This window comes from Oceanobacillus sp. CAU 1775 (assembly GCF_054482815.1).
In genome coordinates, this window is record NZ_JBTLRO010000004.1 from 46,257 (window position 1) to 67,022 (window position 20,766).

General features: G+C 35.5%; 23 protein-coding genes and 1 riboswitch. Of the genes, 18 read left to right on the forward strand and 5 right to left on the reverse strand.

Annotation, left to right across the window (positions count from 1 at the left end):
* Positions 1–22: 22 nt before the first annotated feature.
* Genes ACXYMZ_RS08120 through ACXYMZ_RS08135 form a run of 4 tightly spaced genes read right to left on the reverse strand, consistent with a single transcriptional unit; the run spans position 23 to position 3,019 of the window.
* Complete coding sequence (locus tag ACXYMZ_RS08120; protein WP_458947892.1) at positions 23–436, reverse strand: Fur family transcriptional regulator; 414 nt, start codon at positions 434–436, stop codon at positions 23–25.
* Complete coding sequence (locus tag ACXYMZ_RS08125) at positions 436–1,284, reverse strand: metal ABC transporter permease (RefSeq protein WP_458947893.1); 849 nt, start codon at positions 1,282–1,284, stop codon at positions 436–438. The genes ACXYMZ_RS08120 and ACXYMZ_RS08125 overlap by 1 nt, the downstream gene beginning before the upstream one ends.
* A 16-nt stretch (positions 1,285–1,300) precedes the next feature.
* Positions 1,301–2,053, reverse strand: coding sequence for a metal ABC transporter ATP-binding protein (locus tag ACXYMZ_RS08130; protein ID WP_458947894.1), 753 nt, complete (start codon positions 2,051–2,053; stop codon positions 1,301–1,303).
* Positions 2,054–2,077: 24 nt separating this feature from the next.
* The gene (locus tag ACXYMZ_RS08135; RefSeq protein WP_458947895.1) at positions 2,078–3,019 is read right to left on the reverse strand and encodes a metal ABC transporter solute-binding protein, Zn/Mn family; all 942 of its coding nucleotides are present in this window, start codon (positions 3,017–3,019) and stop codon (positions 2,078–2,080) included.
* Positions 3,020–3,383: 364 nt separating this feature from the next.
* On the opposite strand from ACXYMZ_RS08135, the gene ACXYMZ_RS08140 reads away from it, so the two are divergent.
* The 10 genes from ACXYMZ_RS08140 to ACXYMZ_RS08185 all read left to right on the forward strand — a co-directional run bounded on the left by ACXYMZ_RS08140 (position 3,384) and on the right by ACXYMZ_RS08185 (position 13,497).
* Positions 3,384–5,771 carry a 3-hydroxyacyl-CoA dehydrogenase NAD-binding domain-containing protein gene (locus ACXYMZ_RS08140; RefSeq protein ID WP_458947896.1) on the forward strand — a complete coding sequence of 796 codons (2,388 nt, stop codon included), beginning with the start codon at positions 3,384–3,386 and terminating at the stop codon, positions 5,769–5,771.
* A 36-nt stretch (positions 5,772–5,807) separates the two neighbouring features.
* Positions 5,808–6,983, forward strand: coding sequence for an acetyl-CoA C-acetyltransferase (locus ACXYMZ_RS08145; protein ID WP_458947897.1), 1,176 nt, complete (start codon positions 5,808–5,810; stop codon positions 6,981–6,983).
* Positions 6,984–7,010: 27 nt separating this feature from the next.
* Positions 7,011–8,795 carry an acyl-CoA dehydrogenase family protein gene (locus ACXYMZ_RS08150; RefSeq protein ID WP_458947898.1) on the forward strand — a complete coding sequence of 595 codons (1,785 nt, stop codon included), beginning with the start codon at positions 7,011–7,013 and terminating at the stop codon, positions 8,793–8,795.
* 193 nt (positions 8,796–8,988) lie between these two features.
* The gene (locus tag ACXYMZ_RS08155; protein WP_458947899.1) at positions 8,989–9,345 is read left to right on the forward strand and encodes an arsenate reductase family protein; all 357 of its coding nucleotides are present in this window, start codon (positions 8,989–8,991) and stop codon (positions 9,343–9,345) included.
* Positions 9,346–9,425: 80 nt separating this feature from the next.
* Positions 9,426–9,809 carry a glycine cleavage system protein GcvH gene (gene gcvH, locus ACXYMZ_RS08160; RefSeq protein ID WP_458947900.1) on the forward strand — a complete coding sequence of 128 codons (384 nt, stop codon included), beginning with the start codon at positions 9,426–9,428 and terminating at the stop codon, positions 9,807–9,809.
* Between the two features lie 157 nt (positions 9,810–9,966).
* A complete protein-coding gene (locus tag ACXYMZ_RS08165; protein WP_458947901.1) occupies positions 9,967–10,323 on the forward strand; it encodes a toprim domain-containing protein in 357 nt (118 codons plus the stop codon).
* A gap of 24 nt (positions 10,324–10,347) precedes the next feature.
* Entirely contained in the window at positions 10,348–10,662 is a 315-nt protein-coding gene (locus ACXYMZ_RS08170) for a thioredoxin family protein (RefSeq protein WP_458947902.1), read from the forward strand.
* A 64-nt stretch (positions 10,663–10,726) separates the two neighbouring features.
* A riboswitch (SAM riboswitch) is annotated at positions 10,727–10,828 on the forward strand.
* 90 nt (positions 10,829–10,918) lie between these two features.
* Positions 10,919–11,947: a methionine ABC transporter ATP-binding protein gene (locus tag ACXYMZ_RS08175; protein WP_458947903.1), complete on the forward strand. Its 1,029-nt coding sequence runs from the start codon at positions 10,919–10,921 to the stop codon at positions 11,945–11,947.
* Positions 11,940–12,596, forward strand: a complete 657-nt coding sequence (locus tag ACXYMZ_RS08180) for a methionine ABC transporter permease (protein ID WP_458947904.1) — start codon at positions 11,940–11,942, stop codon at positions 12,594–12,596. Before ACXYMZ_RS08175 ends, ACXYMZ_RS08180 begins: the two co-directional genes overlap by 8 nt.
* Positions 12,597–12,624: 28 nt before the next feature.
* On the forward strand, positions 12,625–13,497 hold the full coding sequence (locus ACXYMZ_RS08185; RefSeq protein WP_458947905.1) for a MetQ/NlpA family ABC transporter substrate-binding protein: 873 nt from the start codon (positions 12,625–12,627) through the stop codon (positions 13,495–13,497).
* A gap of 77 nt (positions 13,498–13,574) precedes the next feature.
* On the opposite strand, the gene ACXYMZ_RS08190 is transcribed toward ACXYMZ_RS08185, so the two are convergent.
* Complete coding sequence (locus ACXYMZ_RS08190) at positions 13,575–14,252, reverse strand: DUF421 domain-containing protein (protein WP_458947906.1); 678 nt, start codon at positions 14,250–14,252, stop codon at positions 13,575–13,577.
* A gap of 147 nt (positions 14,253–14,399) precedes the next feature.
* Between ACXYMZ_RS08190 and ACXYMZ_RS08195 the strand changes: the two genes are divergently transcribed.
* The 8 genes from ACXYMZ_RS08195 (at position 14,400) to sufU (ending at position 20,758) form a co-directional block, all read left to right on the forward strand.
* Positions 14,400–15,659: a hypothetical protein gene (locus ACXYMZ_RS08195; RefSeq protein ID WP_458947907.1), complete on the forward strand. Its 1,260-nt coding sequence runs from the start codon at positions 14,400–14,402 to the stop codon at positions 15,657–15,659.
* Positions 15,660–15,678: 19 nt separating this feature from the next.
* Positions 15,679–15,855, forward strand: coding sequence for a hypothetical protein (locus ACXYMZ_RS08200; RefSeq protein WP_458947908.1), 177 nt, complete (start codon positions 15,679–15,681; stop codon positions 15,853–15,855).
* A 137-nt stretch (positions 15,856–15,992) separates the two neighbouring features.
* Positions 15,993–16,241 (forward strand): KGG domain-containing protein, encoded by a 249-nt coding sequence (locus ACXYMZ_RS08205; protein WP_458947909.1) that lies wholly within the window; start codon positions 15,993–15,995, stop codon positions 16,239–16,241.
* 306 nt (positions 16,242–16,547) lie between these two features.
* Positions 16,548–16,688 carry a hypothetical protein gene (locus tag ACXYMZ_RS08210; protein ID WP_458947910.1) on the forward strand — a complete coding sequence of 47 codons (141 nt, stop codon included), beginning with the start codon at positions 16,548–16,550 and terminating at the stop codon, positions 16,686–16,688.
* 300 nt (positions 16,689–16,988) lie between these two features.
* Positions 16,989–17,774 carry a Fe-S cluster assembly ATPase SufC gene (gene sufC / locus ACXYMZ_RS08215; protein WP_458947911.1) on the forward strand — a complete coding sequence of 262 codons (786 nt, stop codon included), beginning with the start codon at positions 16,989–16,991 and terminating at the stop codon, positions 17,772–17,774.
* 17 nt (positions 17,775–17,791) lie between these two features.
* Entirely contained in the window at positions 17,792–19,102 is a 1,311-nt protein-coding gene (gene sufD / locus ACXYMZ_RS08220) for a Fe-S cluster assembly protein SufD (protein ID WP_458947912.1), read from the forward strand.
* Entirely contained in the window at positions 19,102–20,322 is a 1,221-nt protein-coding gene (locus ACXYMZ_RS08225; RefSeq protein ID WP_458947913.1) for a cysteine desulfurase, read from the forward strand. Before sufD ends, ACXYMZ_RS08225 begins: the two co-directional genes overlap by 1 nt.
* Positions 20,312–20,758, forward strand: coding sequence for a Fe-S cluster assembly sulfur transfer protein SufU (gene sufU, locus ACXYMZ_RS08230; RefSeq protein WP_458947914.1), 447 nt, complete (start codon positions 20,312–20,314; stop codon positions 20,756–20,758). Before ACXYMZ_RS08225 ends, sufU begins: the two co-directional genes overlap by 11 nt.
* Positions 20,759–20,766 lie beyond the last annotated feature (8 nt).

Genomic DNA, 20,766 nt, shown 5'->3' on the forward strand with positions numbered 1-20,766 from the left:
TCGCCTTACTTCTTTAAAAGTGTTATGCAACCTGACACCCCGGACATAGTCCGTAAATCTCAAATTTATGGTCCTCAACTAAGTAGTTTCCAAGTTTATGTTGAATCTCATCCATTGGACAGACATTGATTTCTTTTGTATTGCCACAAGAGCTACAAATGAAATGGTGGTGGTGGTGTTTCGTACAGTTCATTCTGAAATGCTTTTCACCGTTTAATTCTGTTGTCTCGAGAATGCGCATCTCATTGTATAGATTTAGATTTCGATAGACTGTATCAAAACTAATACCCTCATATTTATCTTCCATGAATTGCATTAATTCTTTAGCCGTACGATAACCATCTTCTTTTTCGAAAAAATGGAGGATATCTTTTCTTCGGCCGGTTGTCTTAAATCCCTTGCGTTTCAATAAATTCATAGCTTCATTCATATTCATTATGCTTCCCTCACTTTATTTACTGATTTTCGACTTTTTTTAAAACCAATTGCCAAAAGTAAAATAGCGACGGCGATCATTACAATTGTACCACCTGGTGGAATACTTAGGTAGTAGCCAATGATAATACCAAAAATAACGGATATTTCTCCAAATATAATGGATAAAAGCATCATCTGCTTAAAGCCTTTAGCGATCCGCATTGCTGCTGCAACCGGTAAGGTCATTAATGCTGAAACAAGTAGCACTCCCACGATTCGAATGGAAGCAGCAATAACAAGTGATGTTAAAATGATAAATAATAGATGAATCCTTTTTGTATGAATACCTGATATTGTTGCATGTTCTTCATCAAACGATAGGGTAAACAATTCTTTATAGAAGAAAGTGACTACACTTACTACCACAACAAAGATTAATAAGATCAAATAGAAATCATTTTTACTTACTGCAGACACTGAACCAAATAAATAACCGAATAAATCGGTGTTAAAGCCATTTGCAACAGAGATAAAAATAACACTTAATCCAACCCCAGTAGATAAGATAATTGGAATAGCTAACTCTTGATAAGATTTATATACGCCACGTAGCTTTTCTATAAAGATGGAGCCGATTACCGAGAAGGCCATTCCACTATAAAGAGGGGAGAGGGCGATTACGAATAATTTTTCAATCATAAGTCCAAAAGCAATCCCAGCTAAAGTAACATGTGATAAGGCATCAGCTATTAGAGATAAGCGACGAACCACAATAAAAGTCCCTAAAAGAGGAGCGATTATCCCGATTAAAATCCCAGTTAAGAATGTAAATTTCAAGAAATCATAATTTAGAAAATCTGCAATCATTTTGTTTCCTCCATTACTAGTGATGCGTGACGATTGTTACAGGATGTCCATAAAATAAAGAAAGATCTTTCTCAGATAGAGAGGTGTATTCTTTAGGGTCGCCATGAAAATGGAGGTTCTTATTCAAACAGACAATATCTGTAGCATATTCAGTAACTATCCCTGTGTCATGTGTAACTAAAAGCATACTAATACCTTCGTTTTTGTTTAATCTATAAAGTAAATCATAGAAGCGCTTTACATTTTCCTGGTCAACTCCGACAGTAGGTTCGTCCAATATAAGTAAGTCAGGTTCATTGACAAGTGCGCGTGCAATAAAGATTCTTTGTTGTTGTCCACCAGATAAATTTCCAATATTTTCATAAGCATAATCAAGCATATCTACTAATTCAATAGCTTGTAAGATTTTTTCTTTATGTTTTTTATTTAAAAATTTGAGATAGCCAAGTTTTGCTGTTAACCCAGTAGAAACTACTTCATATACTGTTGCAGGAAAGCCTAGATTAAAACTGTTTGCCTTTTGAGAGACAAAACCAATTTTATTTCTACCATTGAATTTTTCTAATGGTTCGCCGAAAAGTTCGATACTTCCTGAGTCTGGCTTAATAAGTCCTAGCATTAATTTAATTAAGGTAGTTTTTCCGCCACCATTTGGACCGATTAAACCCATGAATTTACCTTTTGGTATTTCAAAGTTGATATCTTCCAGTACAGTTTTATCTTCATAAGCAAAGTTTATTTTCTTCATGGTAACAATAGGTTTATCCATAGTAAGCACTCCTTTCTTAACAAATTACTCACCTAAAACTTCATCTAATACATTAAGATTGTCTCTCATAATTGAAAAGTAATCACGTTCCTCGGTTTTATCATCCTCTGTAAGTACAGAAAGATTATGCAACGTTCTTACTTCTGCATCTATCTCTTGTTGAATCACTTCAGAAATTCGAGTAACTACATTTTGTTCAAAAATGATATGTTTGATTTCATTTTCATTTGCTAAGTCCACAATTTCAATTAAATCTTTTTGGGACGGCTCGTTCTCAGTTGACAGTCCATGGATGGATAACTGTTCGAGCTGATATCTTTCTTCCCAATAACCGAAGGCAGCATGTGAAACAAGGATTTTCTTATTCGATTTACTAGATATTAGTAGTTGAAATTCTTCATCTAAAGTTCCTAATTCCGTTGTAAGGTTCACAAGGTTTTCTTCAAATAGAACTTGATTGTCAGGAAAGAGATCCGTTAATTCATCGTAAATTATTTCAGCAATATCAATCATTCGTAAAGGATCAAGCCAAATATGTGGATCGAGATCACCGTGATGATGGTCATCCTCTTCGTTTTCATGGTCGTGATCATGTTCATTGTTTAGGAAGAGCTCTTCATTTGCTCCGATTTCAATCAAACGTACATCTTGATTTTCTAATGCACTTGCGGCAGTATTTGCAAAAGCTTCAAGTCCTGCTCCTATATAAAAGAAAGCTTCACCATCAGCAATACTTGTTAACTCTCTTGAGGTAGGCTCATAGGTGTGTTCATCAACTCCCGAAGGATAGACTGATACAGCATCTACTTCCTCGCCAGCAATTTCTTGTACAAGAAATTGTAGTGGATAAACGGTTGTATATATAGTAGGTTTAGTTTCTTCTGCATTGTCATTATTTTGATTTGAACAGCCACTAATTATTCCAATTGCTAGTATAAGTAGTATAATAATATATCTAAAATGCACTTTATTCGCTCCTTTTACAAAACTATTCTTATAGTATCGTAATGATTACGATTTGTAAATAGTAATGATTACGATTTGAATAAAAATATCTCTTTATAATTGTCTGAATCAAGGGACTCTCAATCTATATAGGTACATTGAGTATATTTCCGAAGCGGGTTTCTTCTCTAAATAATATGGAACTGTAACATAGACTAAAAGTTAGTAAAATAAAACGCTTTCTTTTTTGGAAAAATTATGATATATTAATTGCGAAATGTCTGAAAGTAATTTATACTAAGAATTAACGAGATAGAAGCCTATCTTTTATTTTTAAGGATTAATGAATGAACATTCATTCAAAAATTAGATTGGGGGATAAAACATGACATTGTCTATCAAGCGGGCTGCAGTTTTAGGTTCTGGAGTAATGGGTTCTGGAATTGCTGCACACTTGGCAAACCTAGGGATACCAGTATTAATGCTGGACATCATGCCGAAAGAATTAACAAAACAAGAAGAACAAAAAGGACTTACATTAGAAGATAAGAACGTTAGAAATCGAATTAGTGCAGAAAACAAAAAGAAATTATTGAAGCAAAAACCTTCGCCAATTACATCAAAAGCTAGTCTTGAACTTATCCAAGTTGGGAATTTTGAAGAGGATATGGGGAAACTCAGTGAAGTTGATTGGATTATTGAGGTTGTAACTGAAAATCTTGAAATTAAAAAGAGTGTTTTCAAACAAGTAGATGAGCATCGTAAAGAAGGAAGTATTGTAAGCTCAAATACTTCAGGTATATCGGTGGAAGCAATGATAGAAGATTCAAGTGAAGATATGAAGAAACATTTCCTTGGAACACACTTCTTTAATCCACCACGTTACTTAAAGCTACTTGAAATTATTCCGACACAACATACGGATGAAGCAGTACTTTCATTTATGAAGGAATTCGCTGAAGATGTTTTAGGTAAAGGTGTTGTAGTTGCGAAAGATACACCAAACTTTATCGCTAATCGCATTGGAACGTATGGATTATTAATTACTGTGAGAGAAATGATTGAAAAAGGCTATAGTGTCGGCGAAATTGATTCAGTAACAGGTCCGTTAATTGGCCGACCGAAGAGTGCAACTTTCCGTACATTGGATGTTGTTGGATTAGATACCTTCCTACACGTAGCACGTAATGTTTACGATCAAGTAGAAGGCGCGGAGAAAGATGTATTTGACCCACCAGCATTTATGAATAAAATGTTAGAGAATGGTTGGCTAGGCTCGAAGACTGGTCAAGGTTTTTACCATAAAAAAGATGGCACGATCTATGAATTAAATCCAGAAACAATGGAGTATGAAGATCGTAAAAAATTAAAAACAGCAGCAATTGAAATGGCTAAACAAGCAAAAGGATCTCGTGGAAAATTGAAAGCGCTTCTTTCTGTGAAAGATGATCGTGCATCTGAACTTGTGTGGTCTGTATTAAAACCAGTACTCCTATATTCTGCTGAATTACTTGGTGAAATTGCAGACGATATCGTAGCAATTGATCAAGCAATGAAATGGGGATTCGGTTGGGAAATCGGTCCATTTGAAACATGGGATGCAATCGGACTTAAAGGGTCTGTAGAACGAATGCAGAGTGAAGGAGAAACAGTACCAGCTTGGGTACTAGAACTACTGGAAGCTGGAAATGAAAGCTTCTATAAACAAGAAGATGGAAAAGTGTTCTTCTATAACAATGGAGAATATGTTCCAGTTAAAACAAATCCTAAAGAAATAAATCTTCGCTTATATAAGAATGAAAGTAATATTATTAAGAAAAACACAGGTGCTAGTTTAATAGATTTGGGTGACGATGTTCTACTTCTAGAATTCCATTCGCAAAGTAATGCAATAGGATTAGACATCATGCAAATGATCAACTTTTCCATTGAAGAAGCTGCAAGGAATTATAAAGGATTAGTTATTGGTAACCAAGGAAAAAACTTCTGTGTAGGCGCGAACCTTGCACTAATGTTAATGGAAGCTCAAGATGACAACTTCTTTGAGTTAGATATGGTTGTTCGTCAGTTCCAAAACATGGCAATGAATATTAAGTATTCTGAAAAACCAGTGGTACTTGCACCATTTAATATGGCACTTGGTGGTGGGGCAGAAATATCTTTACCAGCAGCTGCTATCCAAGCATCTCCAGAAACATATATGGGACTTGTAGAATTTGGTGTTGGACTGATCCCTGGTGGCGGTGGAACGAAGGAATTATATCTTAAACAGTTACGTAACATGCCAAAAGGTGTAGATTTTGATTTATCCAAAGTAGCAAACGATGTCTTTGAAAAGGTAGCGACTGCGAAGGTTTCGACTTCGGCACAAGAAGCTCTGGAAAATGGTTATCTAGACAGCGGTGATGCAATAAGTGCAAACCCAGATCATATTATTTACGATGCAAAACAGAAAGTGCTTTCTTTAGATAAAGCAGGTTATAAACCACCAGCACGGGAAAAAATCCCAGTTGTAGGTGATGCAGGTTATGCAGCAATGCTACTAGGTGCAAAAAATCTACAGTTAAGTGGATACGCATCAGAACATGATTTGAAAATTGCTGAAAAGTTAGCATATGTTTTATCAGGTGGAAGAACTAAAGAAGGTTCATTTATCGATGAGCAAACAATGCTAGATTTAGAACGCGAAGCATTCCTAAGCCTAATCGCAGAACCAAAAACACAAGCAAGAATGCAACATATGCTTGTGAAAGGAAAACCATTACGTAATTAATTCAGAAATTATATTTTACAAAAGGGGGAAGGAAAATTGAAAGAAGCAGTAATTGTTGCAGGTGCAAGAACCCCTGTAGGAAAAGCAAAAAAAGGCTCGTTAGCAAATACACGACCAGATGATTTAGCGGCAGCTACTATCAAAGAAACACTAAAACGTGCTGGCAATTATTCAGGAAATATTGATGATGTAATTATAGGTTGTGCAATGCCTGAAGCTGAGCAAGGAATGAACATGGCAAGAAACATCGCTGGTTTAGCTGGTCTACCTAATGATGTTCCAGGAATAACTATCAACCGTTATTGTTCTTCAGGTTTACAAAGTATTGCATATGGAGCAGAACGAATCATGCTCGGCGCAAGTGATACCATCATTGCAGGTGGAGCAGAATCTATGAGTCTCATTCCAATGGGTGGGCATGTCATTAGACCGAACCCAACATTGGTAGAAAATGCAGTAGGCTATTATATGGGGATGGGCCATACAGCTGAAGAGGTAGCAAATCGTTTTAATATCTCTCGTGCTGATCAAGATGCATTCGCAGCAATGAGCCACGAACGTGCAGCTAAAGCAATTAAAGAAGGTAAATTCAATGATGAAATCGTTCCTGTTGATGTAACAGAGCGAGTAATTAATTCAAAGAATAAAGTAGAAGAAAGAACAACTCGTTTTGAGATGGATGAAGGGGTTAGAGAAGGTACGAACGTTGAAATCCTTTCTAAATTAAGACCCGCTTTCCATGTGCAAGGATCTGTAACTGCAGGTAATTCTTCGCAAATGAGTGATGGAGCAGCAACTGTTCTTTTGATGGATCATGATAAAGCAAAAGCTGAAGGATTACAGCCTCTATTAAAATTCCGTTCCTACGCAGTAGCAGGGGTTGAACCTGAAATTATGGGAGTCGGTCCGATAGCGGCAATTCCTAAGGCATTAAAAATTGCAGGACTTGACCTTTCAGATATTGGGCTATTTGAATTAAACGAAGCATTTGCTTCACAGTCATTACGAGTAATTGAAGAACTGAATTTAGATACTTCGATTGTAAATGTTAATGGTGGAGCAATCGCATTAGGTCACCCGCTAGGTATGACAGGAACAAAACTAACATTGACACTTGCACATGAAATGAAGCGTCGTAACGTTCAGTTCGGTGTAGTAACAATGTGTATTGGCGGCGGTATGGGAGCAGCTGGAGTATTTGAGTTAGTATAATTAATCAATCAAAAGGGGTAGATGATAATGAGCGAAACGAAGGATAAAATTTTTAAAGGTGGGGCTTTTCTAGTTGAAGATTTAAGTGGAGAAGATATCATTACGCTAGAAGACCTTACTGACGAACATAAAATGATTGCAAAAACAACAGAAGATTATGTATTGAATGAAGTGGTACCTTTAATCGATAAACTTGAGAATCATGAGTTTGATAACTCCGTAGATTTATTGAAGAAAGCGGGAGAACTAGGCCTTCTTGGTGCAGATGTACCTGAAGCTTATGGTGGTCTTGGTTTAGATAAAATGAGTTCTTCATTAATTACAGAAAAAATGTCGCGTGCTGGTGGTTTCTCTGTAACACATGGTGCACACGTTGGTATCGGTTCTTTACCAATAGTATTCTTTGGTAATAAAGAACAAAAAGAAAAATATCTACCGAAGCTTGCTTCAGGTGAATTACTTGCTGCATATGCTTTAACAGAGCCAGGCTCAGGATCAGATGCTCTAGGTGCAAAAGCTACAGCAAAATTGAATGAAGCTGGAACACATTATATTCTAAACGGTGAAAAACAGTGGATTACAAACTCGGCATTTGCTGATGTGTTTATCGTTTATGCAAAAATCGATGGAGAGCATTTCTCAGCATTTATTGTTGAACGTGACTTCCCAGGAGTTTCAACTGGACCTGAAGAAAAGAAAATGGGAATTAAGAGTTCTTCTACACGTACATTAGTTTTAGAAGATGCAGAAGTTCCTGTTGAAAACCTATTAGGTGAAAAAGGCCGTGGACACATTATTGCATTTAATATTCTAAACGTTGGTCGTTATAAGCTTGCGGTTGGTGGTGTAGGTGGATCAAAACGCGCGCTAGAGCTTGCTGCTAAATACGTTAACGAAAGAAAGCAATTCGGTGTTCCAATTTCTAGCTTTGCACTTACTCAATCTAAGCTTGCAACAATGGCTACTGAAATTTATGCGAATGAGAGTGCTGTTTATCGTACAGTTGGGCTATTTGAACAACGTATGGGTGCATTATCTGAAGAGGAACTTGATGATGGGCGTGAAATTGCTCGTGCAATTGCTGAATACCAAATCGAGTGTTCCATTACAAAATATATGGCAACAGAATTACTAGACCGTACAGCTGATGAAGCAGTTCAACTTCATGGTGGTTATGGTTTCATGCAGGAATATGAAGTAGAAAGAATTTACCGTGACTCAAGAATTAATCGTATTTTTGAAGGTACGAATGAAATTAACCGTCTACTTGTACCAGGCACATTATTGAAGAAAGCAATGAAGGGCGAGTTACCTTTACTTCAAAAAGCGCAAGGTCTACAAGAAGAATTAATGATGATGATGCCAGAGGAAGTTGGCACAGAACCATTAGAGCAAGAAAAGCATCTATTAAAAAATGCCAAGAAAATTGTCTTACTTGGAGCAGGTCTATCTGCACAGAAATACATGCAAAAATTAGAAAAAGAGCAAGAAATTCTTGTGAAGCTAGCAGATATGGTTGGAGAAGTATTCAACATGGAATCTGCAATACTTCGTACAGAAAAAGCAATGAATGCAACGGGCGCTGAAAAGAATAATCAAAAGCTTTTATATACGCAAGTATATGCACAAGAAGCGTTTAATCGTATCGAAGCAGACGCAAAAGACATTTTAATTGCTGTAGAAGAAGGAGATACACTTCGTATGATGCTATCTTCCCTACGCAAATTAACACGTCACAATCCAACAAATGTTGTAGAGAAAAAACGTGAAATTGCGAAAGCGATCATCGATAAAGAAACGTATGTAATTTAATTTTTATATAGATAACAGCGTGTAGCTTTTGGCTATGCGCTGTTATTTTAATTTAAACGATGATCTATACTAATAGTCATTTAATGGGTTCTACCATAGTTTCGATGCCTAAAAATGCTTTTAATGTAATGAACGAACGTTGTATGATAAACTATATTTGAAAAATGAAATCGAAATGAGGGGTAATTTTATAATGAGTCTTACTTTTTATTGGTACCCAAATTGTGGGACATGCAAGAAAGCAAAAAAATGGTTTGAAGATAATGATGTTGCATATGAAGCGGTTCATATTGTTGAGGATACTCCAACGAAAGAGGAACTTATCGAACTTATTGAAAAAAGTGAGTTGCCAGCTAAGAAATTCTTTAATACTAGCGGTAAGAAATACAGAGAACTAAATATTAAAGATAAAATTAAAGATGCATCATTAGAAGAAATGGCCGAGATCCTTGCATCTGATGGAATGTTAATTAAACGCCCAATCGCAACAAACGGAATGAAAGTAACGGTTGGTTTTAAAGAAGAAATTTACGAAGAGACGTGGAAATAAAGAGTAAACTCTTGTTTTACTTTATATCTATTCCATTGTATAGTTAAAATAATAAGATAATTGAAAGGGTGGCAGTGAATATGAGTTTACCAGAAGGATTACTTTATTCAAAAGAACATGAGTGGATTAAAAAAGAGGGAAATAAAGTACGTATCGGCATTACAGATTTTGCACAAGATGAATTAGGAGATATTGTGTTTGTTGAACTCCCTGAAGTTGATGATACGATTGATGTAGAAGAATCATTCGGAAGTGTAGAGTCAGTTAAAACTGTTTCAGAATTATATGCTCCTGTAAGTGGTAAAGTGGTTGAAGTAAACGAAGAGCTTGACGACAGCCCTGAATTAGTAAATGAGTCACCATACGAAGAAGCATGGATGATTGTTGTCGAACTTGATGACGAAAGCCAGTTAGACAACCTTCTAACTGCGGAACAATATCAAGAGGTTATCGACGAGGACTAATTTTCATTAACTAAATAATATTTTAAGCAGGCTAACAATACAATTTCATGTATGGTTAGCCCTTTGTCTTTCATATACTAAAAGAATGAAGGAAAAGTCTCTATTATTTATAAACTCAAACGAGCAAACTGCTTGCTTAGATAAGGGGAGCAATGAGATGATGAATTATGAACCTGAAAAGGTAATTATTGTTGAGGGTTTAACAGATAAGCGAAAAGTCGAAGAGGTCCTTGATGAAGATGTAACAATTATCTGTACGAATGGTTCTCTCAGTCTTCATCGTTTTGATGAATTATTAGAGACTTATCTTTTAGACGAAAATGATGTGTATATTTTAGTTGATGAGGATAAACAAGGTAATAAGCTTAGAAAGCAATTGGCTAGAGAGTTGCCTCACGCAGAACATATTTATATAAATAGTGATTATCGCGAGGTAGCTACTACGCCACATAAAGTCCTTGCTTCTTTATTATTAGCAAAACGCTTTACAGTGAGAACACTATATCTAATTTAATAAATTTTAATTTAGGGTGAGTTTATGCAGGAAATATCAACGGAAGAGTTACAATCTGGTAATTATATTTTATTTATTTATACCCCATTTTGTGGTACATGTAGTGTTGCTCGAGCAATGCTTGAAAATATTGAAGCCATTCATAAACAAACGATTTTTTATGAAATGAATGCGAATTTCGAAGAGGAATTTATGCATGAACATAAAGTTGAACAGGTACCTTGTCTATTTATTATGGAAAATCATGAAGTGAAAGAAAAGGTCTATACTTTGCATTCAACTGGAAATATATATCGTTATTTATTGAAATATAAACCAGAATTATTCAGTCAAGTATAATCTTTGTTGACAATAAGGAATTGTAATGCTACTATTATTTCTAATCAATTTAATAACTAAATATCTCTTATCATGAGCGGTGGAGGGACTGGCCCTTTGAAACTGCGGCAACCTTCAATTTTATATTGAAAGGTGCCAAATCCTGCAATTTATTGAAAGATGAGGGAACGGTAGCGTATATTTAAATTTCCTACGCCTTTCTGTTCTCTAACAGGAAGGCGTTTTTTAGTATATTTTTTAGAGAGGAGAAACGGTATTGATTTCGATTAAAGGTTTAAGTAAAGTATATTCCACAAAAGACAAGCAAATCACCGCGGTTGATGATTTGAACCTTGAAATAAAAGACGGTGAAATCTTCGGTGTAATTGGCTATAGTGGAGCAGGAAAAAGTACATTCGTACGTTTGATCAACCGTTTAGAAGAGCCATCGACTGGTAGTATTAAAATTAGTGAAAAAGATATCACTTCACTAAAACCCGATGAACTAAGGGTTGCAAGACAAGATATCGGCATGATTTTTCAACACTTTAACCTACTCTGGTCACGAACAGTTGCTGAAAACATTGCATTTCCTCTCGAAATAGCTGGGGTGAATAAGCAGGAGAGAGAAACAAGAGTACAGGAATTAATTGATCTAGTTGGGTTAACTGGTCGCGAAAGTGCTTATCCTTCACAACTAAGTGGTGGGCAGAAGCAGCGTGTTGGGATAGCTCGTGCACTAGCGAATAAACCGAAGCTCTTACTTTGTGACGAAGCAACATCTGCGCTAGATCCCGAGACAACGAATTCCATCTTAGAATTGCTAGTTGATATCAACAAACGATTGGGATTAACGATTATATTAATTACTCATGAAATGCAAGTGATTCGTAAAATATGTCACCGTGTTGCTGTAATGGAAAACGGAGAAATCGTTGAACTTGGAAACGTATTAGATGTTTTCTTACACCCTACTCAAGATGTGACAAAGAAATTTGTTGGTCAGATTATGGGGATGAGTGAAGAGGATAATGATTTAGATAGTATTATTCGTGCAAATCCAAGTGGGAAATTGTTGAAGCTTCAGTTTATTGGAGAGCAAGCGAATCAAGCTTTAATAAGTAGATTAGCAAAACAATATGCGATCGATATAAATATTCTCCAGGGTAAAATAACGAATACGCAAGCAGGTAGTTATGGAACATTATTTGTACAAATGATTGGTGATGAAGCAGAAGTTTCTAAAGCAATTGCTTCTGTTAAAGCAGAAACCTCTGTAGAGCTGGAGGTTATAGAAAATGCTTGAAAATTTAAAAGTTGATGAACTTATTACAGCAACAAACGAAACACTATATATGACATTTGCTTCCTTAATAGGAACGGTAGTATTTGGAATTGCTCTTGGTTTACTTTTATTTTTAACAACAAAGGGTGGCATTTGGGAAAATAAAATAATTAATGTCACTACTGGCGGAATTGTTAATATCTTTCGTTCGATTCCCTTTATTATTTTAATAATTCTTTTATTCCCTTTTACAAACTTCTTATTGGGGACATTAAGAGGTCCTACCGCAGCTTTACCAGCACTAATTATAAGTACTGCTCCCTTCTATGCGAGGCTAGTAGAAATTGCATTTAAAGAAGTTGATAAAGGAGTTATCGAGGCTGCAAAATCGATTGGTGCAAAAACAAGAACGATTATTTTCAAAGTTTTACTTCCTGAATCGATGCCTGCCCTTGTTTCTGGCATAACCGTAACAACAATCGCACTTATTGGTTATACGGCAATGGCTGGATTAATCGGAGCGGGAGGCTTAGGAGACTACGCATACTTCTATGGATTTCAGAGAAGAGATTTTGATTTAGTCTTCGCATGTACGATCATTATTTTAGTTATCGTCTTTATTATTCAATTTATTGGGGATTATATCACTAATAAGTTAGATAAAAGATAAAATATAAATTACTTAAGGAGAGAAAAAAATGAAAAGAATTTTAGGATTTATTTTATTGTCATTTATTTTACTGTTAGCTGCTTGTGGAAGCAGTGATAACGAAACGGATACAGGTGCTGATACAGAGGATAATACAAATGGTGAAGCACAAGAAGAGGAAAGAGTTGAGCTTGTAATTGGAGCATCAAGTACACCACACGCTGAAATTTTAGAACAGGCAAAACCTTTACTTGAAGAAGAAGGAATCTTTATCACAATTGAACCTTACCAAGATTATGTATTACCAAATGAAGATTTAGAAGAAGGTAGCTTAGATGCTAACTACTTCCAACATATACCGTTTCTTGAGGAAACTGTAGAGACTACAGGCTATGATTTAGATTATATAGATGGAATCCATGTAGAACCAATGGGAGTATATTCACAAAATATTTTAACGTTAGATGATATCGAGGATGGTACAGAAGTAATCATTAGTCGTTCGATACCTGACCATGGTAGAATTCTTTCTTTATTTGAACAACAAGGCTTACTTACTCTTGATGAAAATGTAGAAAAATCAGCCGCAACGATTGAAGACATCGTGGATAATCCAAAGAATTTAACATTTTCTCCAGATGTGGATCCAGGGCTTCTGCCTGAAATGTATTTATCTGAGGCAGATGTACTTGTAGCAATCAATACAAACTTCGCAATTGATGCAGGATTGAATCCTTTAGAAGATGCTTTATTCATTGAAGACGAAAACTCTGTATATGTGAACGTCATTGGAGTAAGATCAGAAGATATGGATAATCCAGCACTACTTAAATTAGTAGAAATCTTACAATCAGAAGAAATTCAAAACTTCATCTTAGAACAATATGAAGGTGCAGTAGTTCCTGTTGGTGGAACGAACTAATCCTACAATAGAGACAAACAAATGGAAGCATAAACAATTACGTTTATGCTTCCATTTTTTAAATTATCAGGTGTTAATTACTCTGAAACCCCTCTTACTATTAAACCATCTACCTCAGACCATTCTGCATAATAAATTTTGCTAACATCTTCATAACCTAATTTTGAGAGTTCCGTTAATAACCAATCTTCGTCTTTATTAAGACGCTCTAGTGTTTTCTTTTCGATTCTTCCCTCATCAATGACTAAATGAGTTAAACCTGCCTTTTTAGGTTCTATAGAAAGCATGTCCGGTGTTACTGGTGATGAATGTTCATCTTTTAATACACTTAATTTCCCACTTGGTTCTAATATTGCATATTTCACTTCTTGGATAGAAAATATTCCTTGTTCTCTCAGCATTGTTCGTAGTTGTTCTGATTCCAATTTATTTTTCTTAAGGATTTTAGTATCAATTTCTCCATCGTCTATGATAAGTGAGGGTTTTCCTTCAACCAAAACTCTGGTTCTATCAAATTTACGTATAATTAATTCGAATATATAAATTAAAATTGCCCATAATCCTATCGCATAAAGCATCTCCCAAAAAGGAACTACTTCATCATAAATAGTTTCCTCCATTAATCCACCAAGCACCAAGAGATAAATGAAGTCTAATGGAGTCACCTGAGACAACTCTTTTTTACCCAAGAGGCGAACAACAATAATTAATGCAACTAAACCTATAATAACTTTGACTGTTATTGAAGTTGCCAATATAAATCCCACCTTTATTTAATATTAATAACTTTAATCCTGATATACCCTTTATTTTTGTTCATAATCTACAGCCTTTTACTCATTTGCGTTTTAAAATGAGTGAGAAGTGATAGATATAAATAGGAAGAAAAGGGGAGGAAGCTTATGACTGCAGAGGTTGTAGTGATGAATAAAAGAGGTTTAGCGGTGGCAGCAGATAGTGCGATAACAAGCGGTAGAGAAGGCGTGCAGAAGATATATAACACGGCGAATAAATTATTCTCGCTATCAAGTGAACACCCAATTGGAGTTATGGTTTACGGTGCAGCATCCTTTATGGAAGTGCCTTGGGAAGTAATTATAAAATCATATAGAGGTAACCTTGGCAATCAAAAATTCAGTGATTTAAAGGATTATGCGGAGCATCTTTTCAAGTTTATAAGAGAAGATAAGAGATTTAATAATGAAGCAGTCGAAGAAATTATCATCTACCGAATTTTCTCTGATAACCTAAAACGAATAGTAAACGAAGTGGAAGATAAGATAATAGATAAAACAGATAATGAAGAGATTTCACCAAAAAAAGTAAATGCTTGGTTAATTGAATGTATCGATAAAAATATAGACTTATATGAAAATAAAGAAAAAACATATATAGATGTAGACTTTGATCAGTTTCAAAAGAAATTCGCTTCTGTGATAAATGAAGTGAAAGAAGAACTTATCGTATATGAAACTTCAAAAGCTGTTACTGAAAAACTTTATAAACTTGCGTATGAAACTGCTATAAAAGATTATTTCAGTGTTGGAAGTACTGGGATAGTGATCGCAGGTTATGGTGAAGAAAATATTTTTCCACAGGTTTTAAATTACAGGCTGGAAGGATTCATATTTGGTCAGCTAAAATATAAAAAATTGAAAGATAAACAAATCAGCTATACAACAGGTGTAAAAGATGGGACTGCATCGATTACGGCATTTGCTCAAAGAGAAATGGTAGATGCCTTTATCGGTGGGATGGAACCAAATATGGAAGAAGTAATATTAGACATTTTTAAAAAAGTATTAAAAGGATATCCTGAACAAATACAAAAGCAGCTTGATATAAATTTTACAGACAAACAAATGAAAGAATTAAATAGCTTGGGCAAGGAAGTTTATGCATCTATCGAGGATACGATAATAGATTATCAAGAAAAAAATTATATTGAGCCGCTTCTTAGTGTCGTGCGCGCTTTACCAAAAGAAGAATTGGCCGATATGGCGGAGACATTAGTTAGTTTGACATCATTTAAGCGCCGCGTATCTAGAGCGACTGAATCTGTAGGCCCTCCAATTGATGTAGCGATTATTACAAAAGGTGATGGGTTTGTCTGGGTAAAAAGAAAAAACTATATTAATTCGGAAATTAATGCTCGCTTATGATAATGAAGGAGGAAAAGAAATGCTCTCAAAAGGAAAAAATAAAAAAGATGTTTTCTTCAGTTTGCCTGATGAGGACCGAATGGGCTTTGAATTAGAGGCGAAAGAAAAGGAAGAAAAAGAAATTCCTACTGAAAAAATATTTAACAAATTAAATGGAAAAGATGACAAAAAGCCAGTCAAACCGGACATGGAATGAAATAAAATAAATGTAATATTATTACATTTATTTTACAAAAACATTAAAAACAATTAGAGATGTTTAGTTCATTTCGTATGTGGAATACCCAATACTGAACGAGCAAGATTATCAATTATTGAAAGGAGTTTTTACAAATGGCTAAGAACAACAACAATAACGGTAAGATGTCTCGTGAAGAAGCAGGAAGAAAAGGTGGAAGAGCTACCTCAAGGAACCATGACCAAGAATTCTATGAAGAAATCGGTCAAAAAGGTGGAAATGCAACATCCAGAAATCACGATCAAGAGTTTTATGAGGAAATTGGAGAAAAAGGTGGAAAAGCTCGTTCACGTCAAAGAAACAATAGTGACAACAACAATAACAATTCTAGCAACAACTCATAGTATTAGGATGTAATTTGAAAACAGGAAGGGAGTCAGTACTCCTTTCCTGTTTTCTGTTTAAAATGATGCAATCACACATTAATCGCGATTAAGCATGTAAATGGAAGGATACTTGTCTAAATCTAAGAGTAGACATCAAGTATTCATGTCAACGTGATTTATCATCAAAAATCATAAAAATAAGGTTTATTTTCCTTTTGAGGTGGTAACCTAATAGTGCTAAACTTTAGAATGTAAACAAAGAAAGGATGATTCACTATTAATAGTGATACAACAAGTAATTATCAAGAAGAAATTGATAACTCGATGAGAAAATCTCACCGAATCAGCTTTACAGAGTATGAGGAAAAACCATCAAAACAATTAGAAGTTGAAAGAAAACGTGATATGGAATATAAAAAGTCAAAAAATATAATAGCTGATGTAGAAAATCAACTTTATAAATAAAAAACGTAGAAACACTGGTATCCTTAACTGTTACCAGTGTTTCTTTTATATATTAGCTAATATTCGTTCACAGCAAAACACAGTCTTAAATCAATCTTCTAATCTCAATGGTTATTATTTAAATGAGAATAGAAAATAGTGTATAATAAGGGCATCTATTATACGTGCAATCTAATTTTCAGCTCATATTCACATTGGTTGATAATTGATTTGAAATGCTATAAGATTGTAATGAGTATAAATTGAGAATGGATGTGTAACCCTTCTCAAAATAGAAAAATGCATTTGGAGGTATTGTTTATGTCAGGATCAGTTTTAGAAATTAAGAATCTTCATGTATCAATCGAAGACAAAGAAATCCTTAAAGGTGTAGACCTTACGATAAAGGGTGGAGAGTTCCATGCAGTAATGGGACCGAACGGAACAGGTAAATCAACGTTAGCTGCAGCTGTAATGGGTCACCCACTATATGAAATTACAGAAGGTAGCATTACTTTAGATGGGGAAGATGTATTAGAAATGGATGTAGATGAGCGCGCACGTGCTGGTCTTTTCCTAGCAATGCAATACCCTAGTGAAATTAGTGGAGTAACTACTTCTGACTTCTTACGTACAGCAATTAATGCTCGTCGCGCGGAAGGAGACGAAATTCCATTAATGCAATTCATTAAAGAATTGGATGAAACATTAGATTACCTTGAGATTGATAAGAGCATGGCGACTCGTTATCTAAACGAAGGTTTCTCTGGTGGAGAAAAGAAACGTAACGAAATTCTACAATTAATGCTATTAAAACCTCAGATTGCAATCTTAGATGAGATTGACTCAGGTTTAGATATTGACGCGTTGAAAGTTGTTTCAAAAGGAATCAACAAACTACGTGATCAAAACTTTGGTACTTTAATTATTACTCACTACCAACGTTTGCTTAACTACATTACACCAGATTATGTACACGTTATGATGCAAGGTCGTGTTGTAAAATCCGGTGGTCCTGAGCTAGCACAACGCTTAGAGGCTGAAGGTTATGAGTGGATCAAAGAAGAATTAGGAATTGAAGATGAAACTGTAGGGCAAAATGCGTAAACGTTAGGAGGAGTAAAATGACTGTGGACACAAAACTATCATTTGACAAGGCTTATATAGAACAGTTTTCAAAAGATAGAAATGAACCAGAATGGATGCGTAATTTCCGTCTGGATGCAATTGAACGAGCAGAAAACTTAGATATGCCAGAACCAGATAAAACAAAGATTAGAACTTGGAACTTCACTGAGTTTAATCATGATTTTAAAACAGGAGAAGCTGTATCTTCAGTAAAAGATCTTCCTGCAGAATTACAGGAATTCTTTGATGATGATAAAGCTCCTGAGAACTTAATTATACAAAGAAATCATACGGTAGCTTATCGTGCTTTAAGTGAGAAACTTCAAGCTAAAGGTGTTATTTTCACAGATATCTTTACGGCTATGAATGAGCACAGTGAGTTACTTCAAAAATATTACATGACTGATGCGATAACTGTTGATGAGCATAAGCTTACAGCATTATATGCAGCATTAATGAATGGCGGTATTTTCCTTTATGTACCTGAAAATGTACAAATCGAAGAGCCAATCCAAACGATATTCTGGAAAGAAGATTCAGAATTAACATTGATGAACCATGTAATTGTAGTTGTTGATAAAAATAGTTCATTAACATATTTAGAGAACAACTTATCACAAGCTAGTGATAATGAAACAGTTGCTAGTATCCTTACAGAAGTTTATGCACATGATAATGCGAAAATCGCTTTTGGTGCAGTTGATAACTTTGATGCTGGGACAACAACATATGTTAACCGCCGTGGAGTAGCAGGAAGAGATGCTACGATTGACTGGGCTTTAGGTCAAATGAACGATGGTAATACGATTTCTGAAAACATCACACGTTTAGTTGGAGATAATTCTACATCACAAGCTAAGGCAGTATCAGTTGGCCGAGGCAAGCAAACACAGAATTTCACTTCTGTTATGCACCATGATGGGAAGAACTCTGATGGTTTCATCTTACAACGTGGGGTTATGCTTGAAAGCTCTACAGCAATTTTCAACGCAATTGGTAAAATTGAGCGTGGAGGAACAAAAGCAAACTCAGAACAAGAATCTCGAATTCTTATGTTAAGTGAAAACTCTCGTGGTGATGCGAATCCAATTCTTCTAATTGATGAAGATGATGTAACTGCTGGTCACGCAGCTTCAGTAGGAAGAGTAGATCCACTTCAAATGTATTACCTAACAAGCCGTGGATTAACGGAAGAACAAGCAAAACGCTTACTTATCCATGGATTCCTTGATCCAGTAGTATCTCAATTACCAGTGGAAGCTGTTAAACAACAGCTGAAACAAGTAATTGAAAGGAAAATATACTAATGGATGTTAATGCCGTCCGAGCACAGTTCCCAATCCTTGACCAAGAAGTTAATGGATTTCCACTGGTATATTTAGATTCATCTGCGACTTCTCAAAAACCAATTTCGGTTATTGAAGCAGTAAATAAATATTACCGAGAAGATAACTCCAACGTTCATCGTGGAGTTCATACACTGGGAACACGCGCTACTGACAAATATGAAGGTGCACGTGAGAAGGTTCGCGGATTTATTAATGCAAAAAGTACAGCTGAAATAATCTTTACAAGAGGTACCACAACATCTTTAAATACTGTTGCACATAGTTATGGTAGAGCTAACCTTAAGACAGGTGATGAAATAATAATCACCCATATGGAACATCATAGTAATATTATTCCTTGGCAGCAGGTTGCAAAAGCAACGGGAGCGACATTGAAGTATTTACCACTTCAAGAAGACGGAACAATTTCTATTGCAGACGTAAAAGAAATGGTTACTTCTCAAACAAAGATTGTTGCAATAACTCATGTTTCAAATGTACTTGGTACGATTAATCCAATTAAAGAAATTGCTAAAATTGTTCATCAGCAAGATGCAATTCTAGTAGTTGATGGTGCACAGGGAGTTCCTCATATAGAAGTTGATGTTCAAGATTTGGATTGTGACTTCTATGCTTTTTCTGGACATAAGATGCTCGCACCTACTGGAATTGGAGTCTTATATGGTAAACGTGAACTATTGGAAAACATGGAACCTATTGAATTTGGCGGGGAAATGATTGATTTCGTTAATCTGTATGATTCTACTTGGAAAGAGCTTCCTTGGAAGTTTGAAGCTGGTACTCCAATCATTGCAGGTGCAATTGGTTTAGGAGCAGCTATTGATTTCCTTAAAGAAGTTGGTCAAGATAATATTCTAGCGCATGAACAAAAACTAGCGAAGTATGCAATGGAACGAATGAGTGCAATCGAAGGATTAACTATTTATGGTCCAGAGGAACGTGCTGGCCTTGTTACATTTAATATAGATGATGTTCATCCACATGACACAGCAACTGTATTAGATACTCAAGGAATTGCAGTACGCGCTGGCCACCATTGTGCACAACCATTGATGAGATGGCTTGACGTTACAGCAACCGCTAGAGCTAGTTTTTATCTTTATAATACAGAGGAAGATATTGATCGTCTTGCCCAGGGACTCTTGAAAGCGAAGGAGTATTTTGGCGATGTCTTTTGATAATTTAGATTCACTATACAGACAAGTTATTATGGATCACTATAAAAACCCAAAAAATCGTGGTAAAATTGCTGGTGACGCACTAACAATTGAAATGAATAACCCAACATGTGGCGACCGTATCGAATTGCAATTGCATGTAGAAGACGGAAAAGTACTAGACGCTAAATTTGAAGGGGAAGGCTGTTCAATTAGTTTGTCATCTGCTTCCATGATGACACAAGCAATTAAGAATAAACCAGTCGAAGAAGCATTGGCAATGTCAGAACTTTTCTCTGATATGATGATAGGGAAAGAAATTGATACAGCTGGCTTTGACCTAGGTGATATTCAAGCACTTCAAGGTGTATCCAATTTTCCGGCACGTATTAAATGTGCAACACTAGCGTGGAAAGCTATGGAAAAAGGGATACAGCATGAAGAACAGGGTAATTGATTTTCAAA

What these genes read in the sequence shown, in the direction of transcription:
- ACXYMZ_RS08125 (WP_458947893.1), bottom strand. Translation starts at nt 1,284, where the DNA reads ATGATTGCAGATTTTCTAAATTATGATTTCTTGAAATTTACATTCTTA.
- ACXYMZ_RS08120 (WP_458947892.1), bottom strand. Translation starts at nt 436, where the DNA reads ATGAATATGAATGAAGCTATGAATTTATTGAAACGCAAGGGATTTAAG.
- ACXYMZ_RS08225 (WP_458947913.1), top strand. Translation starts at nt 19,102, where the DNA reads ATGGATGTTAATGCCGTCCGAGCACAGTTCCCAATCCTTGACCAAGAA.
- ACXYMZ_RS08140 (WP_458947896.1), top strand. Translation starts at nt 3,384, where the DNA reads ATGACATTGTCTATCAAGCGGGCTGCAGTTTTAGGTTCTGGAGTAATG.
- ACXYMZ_RS08205 (WP_458947909.1), top strand. Translation starts at nt 15,993, where the DNA reads ATGGCTAAGAACAACAACAATAACGGTAAGATGTCTCGTGAAGAAGCA.
- sufU (WP_458947914.1), top strand. Translation starts at nt 20,312, where the DNA reads ATGTCTTTTGATAATTTAGATTCACTATACAGACAAGTTATTATGGAT.
- ACXYMZ_RS08180 (WP_458947904.1), top strand. Translation starts at nt 11,940, where the DNA reads ATGCTTGAAAATTTAAAAGTTGATGAACTTATTACAGCAACAAACGAA.
- ACXYMZ_RS08170 (WP_458947902.1), top strand. Translation starts at nt 10,348, where the DNA reads ATGCAGGAAATATCAACGGAAGAGTTACAATCTGGTAATTATATTTTA.
- ACXYMZ_RS08130 (WP_458947894.1), bottom strand. Translation starts at nt 2,053, where the DNA reads ATGGATAAACCTATTGTTACCATGAAGAAAATAAACTTTGCTTATGAA.
- sufC (WP_458947911.1), top strand. Translation starts at nt 16,989, where the DNA reads ATGTCAGGATCAGTTTTAGAAATTAAGAATCTTCATGTATCAATCGAA.
- ACXYMZ_RS08185 (WP_458947905.1), top strand. Translation starts at nt 12,625, where the DNA reads ATGAAAAGAATTTTAGGATTTATTTTATTGTCATTTATTTTACTGTTA.
- ACXYMZ_RS08155 (WP_458947899.1), top strand. Translation starts at nt 8,989, where the DNA reads ATGAGTCTTACTTTTTATTGGTACCCAAATTGTGGGACATGCAAGAAA.
- gcvH (WP_458947900.1), top strand. Translation starts at nt 9,426, where the DNA reads ATGAGTTTACCAGAAGGATTACTTTATTCAAAAGAACATGAGTGGATT.
- ACXYMZ_RS08195 (WP_458947907.1), top strand. Translation starts at nt 14,400, where the DNA reads ATGACTGCAGAGGTTGTAGTGATGAATAAAAGAGGTTTAGCGGTGGCA.
- ACXYMZ_RS08200 (WP_458947908.1), top strand. Translation starts at nt 15,679, where the DNA reads ATGCTCTCAAAAGGAAAAAATAAAAAAGATGTTTTCTTCAGTTTGCCT.
- ACXYMZ_RS08165 (WP_458947901.1), top strand. Translation starts at nt 9,967, where the DNA reads ATGATGAATTATGAACCTGAAAAGGTAATTATTGTTGAGGGTTTAACA.
- ACXYMZ_RS08210 (WP_458947910.1), top strand. Translation starts at nt 16,548, where the DNA reads ATGAGAAAATCTCACCGAATCAGCTTTACAGAGTATGAGGAAAAACCA.
- ACXYMZ_RS08150 (WP_458947898.1), top strand. Translation starts at nt 7,011, where the DNA reads ATGAGCGAAACGAAGGATAAAATTTTTAAAGGTGGGGCTTTTCTAGTT.
- sufD (WP_458947912.1), top strand. Translation starts at nt 17,792, where the DNA reads ATGACTGTGGACACAAAACTATCATTTGACAAGGCTTATATAGAACAG.